The sequence below is a fragment of the Aliiroseovarius crassostreae genome (assembly GCF_025137635.1).
Classification (GTDB): domain Bacteria; phylum Pseudomonadota; class Alphaproteobacteria; order Rhodobacterales; family Rhodobacteraceae; genus Aliiroseovarius; species Aliiroseovarius crassostreae.
The window spans coordinates 2,529,330-2,537,500 of the sequence record NZ_CP080772.1; the positions used below are offsets into that span (position 1 = coordinate 2,529,330).

Annotated in this window: 6 protein-coding genes and 2 rRNA genes (1 of these 8 only partly in view); 2 read left to right on the forward strand and 6 right to left on the reverse strand. The window is 56.5% G+C overall.

From position 1 onward, the window contains the following. Nucleotides 1-210: 210 nt before the first annotated feature. A complete protein-coding gene (locus tag K3J57_RS12145) occupies nt 211-1,176 on the forward strand; it encodes an acetyl-CoA carboxylase carboxyltransferase subunit alpha (RefSeq protein WP_259792081.1) in 966 nt (321 codons plus the stop codon). Nucleotides 1,177-1,231: 55 nt separating this feature from the next. Here the strand turns inward: K3J57_RS12145 and K3J57_RS12150 are convergent, their stop codons facing one another. Genes K3J57_RS12150 through K3J57_RS12165 form a run of 4 tightly spaced genes read right to left on the reverse strand, consistent with a single transcriptional unit; the run spans nt 1,232 to nt 4,199 of the window. Continuing rightward, nucleotides 1,232-1,843, reverse strand: coding sequence for a pyridoxamine 5'-phosphate oxidase family protein (locus K3J57_RS12150; RefSeq protein ID WP_259796089.1), 612 nt, complete (start codon nt 1,841-1,843; stop codon nt 1,232-1,234). 30 nt (nt 1,844-1,873) lie between these two features. Beyond that, entirely contained in the window at nt 1,874-2,623 is a 750-nt protein-coding gene (locus tag K3J57_RS12155) for a lysophospholipid acyltransferase family protein (RefSeq protein WP_259796091.1), read from the reverse strand. Continuing rightward, nucleotides 2,623-3,528 carry a cell division protein FtsX gene (locus K3J57_RS12160; RefSeq protein WP_259792085.1) on the reverse strand — a complete coding sequence of 302 codons (906 nt, stop codon included), beginning with the start codon at nt 3,526-3,528 and terminating at the stop codon, nt 2,623-2,625. Before K3J57_RS12160 ends, K3J57_RS12155 begins: the two co-directional genes overlap by 1 nt. Further along, nucleotides 3,525-4,199 carry a cell division ATP-binding protein FtsE gene (locus K3J57_RS12165; protein ID WP_173484797.1) on the reverse strand — a complete coding sequence of 225 codons (675 nt, stop codon included), beginning with the start codon at nt 4,197-4,199 and terminating at the stop codon, nt 3,525-3,527. The genes K3J57_RS12160 and K3J57_RS12165 overlap by 4 nt, the downstream gene beginning before the upstream one ends. A gap of 157 nt (nt 4,200-4,356) precedes the next feature. On the opposite strand from K3J57_RS12165, the gene K3J57_RS12170 reads away from it, so the two are divergent. Then, complete coding sequence (locus K3J57_RS12170) at nt 4,357-5,160, forward strand: zinc-ribbon domain-containing protein (RefSeq protein ID WP_259792089.1); 804 nt, start codon at nt 4,357-4,359, stop codon at nt 5,158-5,160. A 139-nt stretch (nt 5,161-5,299) separates the two neighbouring features. On the opposite strand, the gene rrf is transcribed toward K3J57_RS12170, so the two are convergent. Further along, nucleotides 5,300-5,414: ribosomal RNA gene (gene rrf / locus K3J57_RS12175) — 5S ribosomal RNA — on the reverse strand. Between the two features lie 119 nt (nt 5,415-5,533). Beyond that, nucleotides 5,534-8,171, reverse strand: a 23S ribosomal RNA gene (locus tag K3J57_RS12180) (it continues 193 nt past the right edge of the window).

Below are 8,171 nucleotides of genomic sequence, written 5' to 3' on the forward strand. Positions count from 1 at the left end.
GGTTAAGCACCCGGACCAGCCGGTCTTCATATCGCATTTGAGCGTCCCTTCTGACCTTTCCCCCTGTTTCTGCCGCAAGAGCCGTGCATAAATCTTGCCAAACTTCCCTCTGCCCAACCGGGCTCAAGGCGCGTTTTCCGGGGGCTGGCCGTTGCAATGCGGCTTCCCAAGCGTCATATAGCAGGAAACAGGTATCAATCAGGCGTGGCCATGACTCACTATCTCGAATTTGAAAAACCACTGGCAGAAATCGAAGGCAAGGCAGAGGAACTGCGGGCCATGGCGCGAGCCAATGAAGAGATGGATGTGGAAGGTGAGGCCGCAGCGCTGGACGCCAAGGCGGACACATTGCTGAAAGAGCTTTACGAAAACCTGACAGCCTGGCGCAAATGCCAGGTGGCGCGCCATCCGGAACGCCCCCATTGCAAGGATTATATCGACGCCCTGTTCACCGAATACACCCCGCTGGCAGGCGACCGGAACTTTGCCGATGACCACGCCGTCATGGGCGGGCTGGCCCGGATCGGCGATATGCCTGTCGTGGTGATGGGTCAGGAAAAGGGTCACGACACAAAGTCCCGCATCGAACGCAATTTCGGCATGGCCCGCCCGGAAGGGTATCGCAAGGCCATCCGCCTGATGGATCTGGCGGATCGGTTCGGCCTGCCCATCGTGGCACTTGTCGACACACCCGGCGCCTATCCGGGCAAGGGGGCAGAAGAACGTGGCCAGTCCGAAGCCATCGCCCGCTCGACCGAACGCTGCCTCAACGCCAATGTTCCGGTGATCTCGGTGATCATCGGCGAAGGCGGGTCTGGTGGTGCGGTTGCTCTGGCCACGGCCAATACGGTGATGATGCTGGAACATTCGGTCTATTCCGTCATCTCGCCCGAAGGGTGCGCCTCGATCCTGTGGAAAGACGCCGAGAAGATGCGGGAGGCCGCCGAAGCTCTTCGTCTGACCGCGCAGGACCTCAAGAAACTGGGTGTGATCGACACGATTATCGACGAGCCGATGGGCGGTGCGCAACGCGACCGCAAAGGCACAATCGAAGCCGTTGGGAAAGCCATCGAAGAGGAACTGAAGGCCCTTATGGACCGCATGAAGGGCGACGCCCTGAAAAAGGAGCGGCGCGAGAAATTCCTCAAGATGGGGTCGCAGGGCCTTACGGCCTGATCGCAATCCTCCGTCAGAAACAGGAAGGGCCCCGAGAGGGCCCTTTTTTGTCAGATCACCAAAGTGTCTGCGCCGCCTTGCCGGGCCAATCCCGATCAAAGGCCTCCCCATCAAACTCGCCCGAGGACTGTTCTTTCAACATCTCCCCCAGGCTGGGAATATCGGGCGGAGTATGATCCGCACGCCAGAGCCCCGATCGCATGATGGATTTGGCGCATTGGGCATAGATTTCATCAATCTGCACAACGGTCACCAACCCCGGGAGCTTTTCCCCCTGCGCACGCGCAAACCTTTGGCGCAGCGCCTCATCCACCGTCAGACGAGCCCGCCCATTCAGACGCACAACAATATCGACATGCGGCACCATGAACATGAGAGAGACGCGCGGGTCGCGGATAATATTGCGCAGGCTGTCGATCCGATTGTTGCCCCTCCAGTCCGGCAACGCGATATGGCGCTCATCCAGCTCCAACACCACCGGCCCGTCATCCCCCCGCGGGCTGCCATCGGTCCCTTCGGGGCCAATCGTGCTGAGCACGCAGAACTTGGATGCCATGATCCATTTGCGATAGGTGGGGGTCATGCGCTTTGCCACTTTGACAAGCGACGCTTTTGAAGGGGAGGAATAAAGCGCCTCCAGCTCTTCTATTGTTTCAAGATATTCCATGTTCCCCTCAAAACTAGTTTTCTAGTTTTCCTAGAAGTTGCGCTTCCCTGTCTTTAGGTCAAACCCCGCCTCTTCCATCAGTGCGTTAGACCGGGTTTCCACGGCGGCCTCCATCTCTGACATGAAGGACTTAAGGTCCTTGCCCGCCTCAATCCGTGGCAGAAACTCCACCACAGCTGTCCCAGGATATCGCATGATCCCGTGGCGTTTCCAAAACACACCCACATTGGTGGCCGCCGGCACCACGTCCTGCGCCGTTTCCTTGTAAAGCACACCGGCACCGATTTTATACGGCTTCTCTGCGCCTGCGGCCACACGTGTGCCTTGCGGAAAAATCACCAACTGCCCCGGGGCCGCCGCACCGGATTTCACATCCGCCACCATCTGCTTGATCGCCGCCCCGCGCTTGCCGCGATCCACCGGAACCGAATTGGTGTATTTGCCGTAAAGCCCAATCACCGGCGCCCATTTCAGTTGCTTTTTCATGATATATTTCGGACGGGGAAGGACGCTTGCAATCAACAGAATATCAAAGAAACTCTGATGCTTGGCTGCAATGATCACCTCATCTTGCGGCACGTCCCCCCGGATTTCGGACTTCAGCCCCACCATCCAGGACGCCGTCCAGCGCACCCAATTGCAATAGGCGCGGATCGCCACGAAGGTAAAATCCTTCTTCACCCAAATCAGCGGGATGAAACCAAAGCCAATAATGGGAAGAACCAGATACATCTGGGTGATGAACAGAAGCGAGCGAACCCACTGAATGGCGTGACGCATTAGCGTTTCTCCTGCAAGGTGGCCAAAGCGGCCTGTCGGGTTGCGATAAAGGCGACAAAAGCGGCCACGGGCGGGATCCCCAGCGGCAAAAGCCAGTGCCCCCCCTGAAACCCAAGCCCGGTCAGGAAACTGCCCTGATCCACACCTGAGGGCAACAGCAGGATTGCAATCATCCCAATCGCCGTGCCCCCTAACGCCCCCATGAACGCCCTGAGGGTGTACCGACGCACAAAAGCCCGGGCGATATAGGCATCCTGGGCGCCGACAAGACGCAAAACCCGAATGACCTGTTCATTTGCGGAAAGGGCAGCTGAGGCCGCCAGGGTAATGACCACCCCTGCCAGCGCGGTAATCAACCCCATGGCCGCGTATCCCAACAGGCGCAGCCGGCCAGCCGCTTTGACCAGAGGTTCTCTCCAGCGGTTATGGTCATCAAAGACAGCGCCCGGCGCCTCCCCTGCCAAACGCGCGCGCAGCCCCTCGACATCCACGCCGGTGTCATCTTCGATCACCTCGATAAGACGCGGGATAGGCAAACGCTCCAGCGGCAGGTCCGGCCCGAACCACGGCTCCAACAGCTTGCGCTGCTCGTCATCCCCCAGTGGGCGGGCCTCTTTGACGCCCTCCGTGGTGGCAAGCACCTCCATCACGGCCAGTATCTGGATGTCAATTTGATCCGCAGGCGCCGAGATGCGAATCGTGGCGCTTTTCGCCAGTGCCTGCGCCCAGCGATCCGCAAGCCGCCCAGAGGCAAGTGACAGGGCAAGTGCGAAGACCGCCAGAAAGGCCATAGCCCCTGCAGCAAACACCGTCAGGCGCGCCGTAAAACCCGTTGGGGGCACAACCCGGTCTGCCTGTGCATCGCCAGACACCAGATGCAAAAGCTGCCTCACCCGAACGCTCATAGGTCTGCCCCCGCTGCCTGCAACTGACCCCCGGAGATCCGCAGCACCCGCGTTGGCACCAGCGCCTTTGCCTGTCGGATCAGGTTCATGTCATGTGTCGCAATCAACACGGTTTTCCCCAGTTTGTTGAGTTCGACCAGCAAGGTCAGCAACCGCAACGACATGTCCCAATCAACATTGCCCGTCGGCTCATCCGCCAAAATGACATCCGGCGACATGATCACAGCCCGGGCCAGTGCGGCCCTCTGCCGCTCACCGCCGGACAATTCCGGGGGGCGCGCATCGGCATGGGAGGTTAACCCAACCCAGGCCAGAAGCTCATTCAGCTCTTGCATGTCGCTCATCGGGCGCCCCGCAACCGCCAAAGGCAGCGCAATATTCTCAGCAACCGATAGATGGTCGAGGAACTGGCAATCCTGGTGAACAACCCCGATTCGGCGCCGAACCACAGCCACGTCGTCCCGGCTCATCTGCCGGGTATCCTGCCCAAAAAGGGTCGCCGCCCCATGGGTCGGCACCAGCTCTCCGTAACACAGCTTGAGAAAGGTGGTCTTCCCCGCCCCCGAAGGGCCGGTCAGGAAATGAAACGATCCCGGTGGGACCTGTAGCGTCATGTCACGTAAAAGCGATCCGCCGCCATACCCGTAAGACACTTGTGTCAGCTCGATCACTTTCTACCCCCGCCTGATGTGGCGACAGTTTTGCCCCACAAGGTCAATTGTTTCAATGTAATGATTGCCTTGGTTCGGTTTTCAGGTCTATCTTGCTCATATTACATCTTAAAAGGCAGGTGGTGCCACCCATTGTGGTGGCAGGACGGGTGAGAAAATGCGTTTGGTTTGCCCCAATTGCGGAGCACAATACGAGGTTGACGATCGCGTCATGCCCGAGACCGGGCGTGATGTGCAGTGTTCTGCCTGTGGCCACGCCTGGTTTCAACGCGGCGTCCAGATGCCGGAAGACCCCACTGAAGCGATCATGGATCCCGCCGCGAGCGAGGCTGAAGAGATCCTTCAGGAGGAGGAACCGGAGCAAGAGCCAGTTTCTGACCCCACATCCGATACTTCTGCCGCAGAGGAAACGCCGCCACGGCGCTCCCTGAGCCCGGACGTGCAGGCGATCTTGCAAGAGGAAGCGCAACGCGAATTGGAAGCGCGTCAATCACATCAGGAACAGATCGAAACCCAAACCGAAATGGGGTTGGAAGACTTTGATGAGGAAGAGGCGCAACGGCAATCCATACGTGAACGTATGGCACGACTTCGCGGTGCCGACGATGATTTCGAAGCCACCCAGGCACTTACCGAAGGTCGTGGACGAGATTTGTTGCCGGACATTGAGGAAATCAACTCTACTCTCGATGCCCAACAAGGGGATGAGATAGAGCAGGAAGGCAGTGATCCTGCCACATCAAAGACCCGTAGCGGATATCGCAAAGGGTTTGTGTTGAGCGTCGGGCTCGCCCTGATCCTGCTTCTTCTTTACGCATACGCACCGACCCTCGCCGAAGCGGTTCCCCAACTCGACCCGCTACTTGATAGCTACGTCTCAGCCGTTGATTGGGGCCGTATGGCGATAAGGTCTTTTTTTGAAGGTGTTATTTTGAAACTGCAGGGAGCGAACAGCCTCTGATCCTCTCGCCATCGGTGATGGCACTTACAGTTTCACTCCCTTGAGAATTGGCCTTTCCAACGCCAAACGCCGCCTCCTTATGGAAGCGGCGTTTTTGTTTTGTTTGATCGTTATGAGAGAATGTTTGGATTTTTACTAGGTTTGGCGGTGACCTACTCTCCCACGTCTTAAGACGCAGTACCATTGGCGCGACAGTGCTTAACGGCCGGGTTCGGGATGGGACCGGGTGTTTCACTTGTGCTATGACCACCAAACCGAGTAAAAATCCAATTTTGTCCAAGTCAGTACACTTTTGTGTATGCTTTTGATTTATCAGTAAGATGCGCTATCGCTTTGCTACTTGAGCGCTGCGTAGGTTTGCTTTCTACTGGATCAAATCAAGCCTATCGGACCATTAGTACCGGTCAACTGAGCATGTTACCATGCTTACATCTCCGGCCTATCGACGTGGTAGTCTTCCACGGTCCTCAGGGATACCTTGTTTTGAGGGGGGCTTCCCGCTTAGATGCCTTCAGCGGTTATCCTTTCCGATCATAGCTACCCAGCACTGCCGTTGGCACGACAACTGGTCCACCAGTGGATCGTTCACCCCGGTCCTCTCGTACTAGGGGCAACTCCTCTCAAGTATCCTACACCCACGGCAGATAGGGACCGAACTGTCTCACGACGTTCTAAACCCAGCTCACGTACCTCTTTAAATGGCGAACAGCCATACCCTTGGGACCTGCTCCAGCCCCAGGATGAGATGAGCCGACATCGAGGTGCCAAACACTGCCGTCGATATGGACTCTTGGGCAGTATCAGCCTGTTATCCCCGGCGTACCTTTTATCCGTTGAGCGATGGCCCTTCCACTCGGGACCACCGGATCACTATGGCCGTCTTTCGACTCTGCTCGACTTGTCAGTCTCGCAGTCAGGCTGGCTTCTGCCATTGCACTCAACGAGCGATTTCCGACCGCTCTGAGCCAACCTTCGCGCGCCTCCGTTACGCTTTAGGAGGCGACCGCCCCAGTCAAACTACCCACCACGCAGGGTCCCGGATCCGGATAACGGACCGCGGTTAGACATCAAGCAGAACAAGGGTGGTATCTCAAAGGAGGCTCCACAGGAACTGGCGTCCCTGCTTCGAAGCCCACCACCTATTCTGCACATGTTGTGCCTGATGCCAGTGCGAAGCTGTAGTAAAGGTGCACGGGGTCTTTCCGTCTAACCGCGGGAAGCCTGCATCTTGACAGGCAATTCAATTTCGCTGAGTCGATGTTGGAGACAGCGGGGAAGTCGTTACGCCATTCGTGCAGGTCGGAACTTACCCGACAAGGAATTTCGCTACCTTAGGACCGTTATAGTTACGGCCGCCGTTTACCGGGGCTTCAATTCGGTGCTTGCACACCTCCTTTTAACCTTCCGGCACCGGGCAGGCGTCAGACCCTATACGTCGTCTTGCGACTTCGCAGAGCCCTGTGTTTTTAGTAAACAGTCGCCACCCCCTGGTTTGTGCCCCCAGTCAATACTTGCGTAGAAACTGGGCCTCCTTCTCGCGAACTTACGGAGGTATTTTGCCGAGTTCCTTCAACATCGTTCTCTCAAGCGCCTTGGTATACTCTACCTATCCACCTGTGTCGGTTTAGGGTACGGTCTCATGAAGGGCTATTTCCAGGAACCTCTAAGCTGCCCATTCAATCCAATAAGGATGAACAACCTTCGAGATCCGTCACTTCCTTCTGGCCCAGGAATATTAACCTGGTTCCCATCGGCTACGCCTTTCGGCCTCGCCTTAGGGGCCGGCTTACCCTGCTCAGATTAGCTTTAAGCAGGAACCCTTGGATTTTCGGCGAGGGGGTCTCTCACCCCCTTTGTCGCTACTCATGTCATCATTCTCGCTAGTGATCTCTCCACCGGATCCCTCACAGGCCGGCTTCACTGAAAGCTCCGATCCTCCAATGACCCCGAAGGATCTAAGGAGGAATGGAACTATGTCACACTACGCTCTGCTACCGCGTGCATAAATGCACACCCTAAGCTTCGGCTCATGGCTTGAGCCCCGGTACATCTTCGCCGCAAGACAACTTATTTAGACCAGTGAGCTGTTACGCTATCTTTAAAGGATGGCTGCTTCTAAGCCAACCTCCTGGTTGTTTTGGTCGTCTCACCTGCTTTCCCACTTAGCCATGAATTAGGGGCCTTAGCTGTAGGTCAGGGTTGTTTCCCTCTCCACAACGGACGTTAGCATCCGCTGTGTGTCTGCCATATAGTACTTCCCGGTATTCGGAGTTTGATTAGGATCAGTAAGGCTGTGGGCCCCCATTACCCATTCAGTGCTCTACCCCCGGGAGTATTCGTATGACGCTCTACCTAAATAGATTTCGCAGAGAACCAGCTATCTCCGAGTTTGATTGGCCTTTCACCCCTAGGCACAGCTCATCCCGATCTTTTTCAACAGATGTGGGTTCGGTCCTCCAGTGCGTGTTACCGCACCTTCAACCTGGCCATGCCTAGATCACTCGGTTTCGGGTCTGATCCACCTAACTCATTCGCCCTATTAAGACTCGCTTTCGCTACGCCTACACCTAACGGCTTAAGCTTGCTAGATAGACCAAGTCGATGACCCATTATACAAAAGGTACGCCGTCAGCCCGCAAGGGGCCTCCGACTGATTGTAGGCGTTCGGTTTCAGGTACTGTTTCACTCCCCTCGTCGGGGTGCTTTTCACCTTTCCCTCACGGTACTGGTTCGCTATCGGTCAGTAAGGAGTACTTAGCCTTCGAAGGTGGTCCTCCGATCTTCAGACAGAATTTCACGTGTTCCGCCCTACTTAATACGTCCCATCATGCTTCATATACGGGGCTGTCACCCACTCTGGCTGGCCTTTCCAGACCATTCTATCCACACTCAAGGCTCGGCTGGTCCCCGTTCGCTCGCCGCTACTAGGGGAGTATCAATTGATTTCCTTTCCTCCGGGTACTTAGATGTTTCAGTTCCCCGGGTTTGCTCTTAAAACCCTATGTATTCAG